Annotated in this window: 2 protein-coding genes; both read left to right on the forward strand. The window is 45.5% G+C overall.

What is annotated here, in order from left to right; all coding sequences use genetic code 11:
* A partial coding sequence (locus A3738_RS29695) for a DnaB-like helicase C-terminal domain-containing protein (protein ID WP_156504548.1) occupies positions 1 to 132 on the forward strand: 132 nt, incomplete at its 5' end.
* An 11-nt stretch (positions 133 to 143) separates the two neighbouring features.
* Positions 144 to 699: alanine racemase (locus A3738_RS27680; protein WP_197474092.1), on the forward strand; the 556-nt coding region annotated here is incomplete at its 3' end.

The following is a 699-nucleotide window of genomic DNA, read 5'->3' on the forward strand; positions in this document are numbered from 1 at the left end:
GATAAAGGGCTTGCTGAAATTATCATTGGTAAGCAGCGTAACGGGCCAATTGGTAAGATCCGTCTTCAGTTCCAAGGCGAATTCACCAAGTTCAACGATCTGTCACACGTGGATTATAACAACGAATTCTAAGGTTTTTTGCGATGGCTCGACCTGCTGTAGCTCTTATAGACCAACAAGCATTTGAACAAAACATTGCCTACCTATCCGGCCTTGCCAATAGTGCCGAGACCATTCTTGTCGTAAAGGCAGATGCCTATGGTCACGGCGTTAAGAATCTCATTTCATCATTTCAAGGTCGCCGCTTAGCCGTTGCCTGTGCTGAAGAAGCTGCAACAATTTTCTCGCTAGGTTTTGATGGTGAAATTCTCTTACTTGAAGGGCCATTCGAAGCGGACTGCATCGAGAGTTTAGCTCAGCACAACGTGAGTTATGTTATCCATCGGCCTGAGCAAGTGAGCATGCTGGTTGCACAAAACTTTGATGGCAAGGTCTGGTTAAAAATCGATTCGGGTATGCATCGTTTGGGCTTAACGGTCGAGCAAACCAAGCGTTGTATTGAGTTATTAGACGGCGCAAATATTCAGTTAGAAATGCTAATGACTCACTTTTCGAGCGCAGATGATCGTCGAAGCCGCTCATTGCAAGAGCAGGCGGATGCGTTTGACCGTTTAGTGAACGAATTAAAGCTTGATGATC

The sequence above is a fragment of the Oleiphilus sp. HI0066 genome (assembly GCF_001635725.1).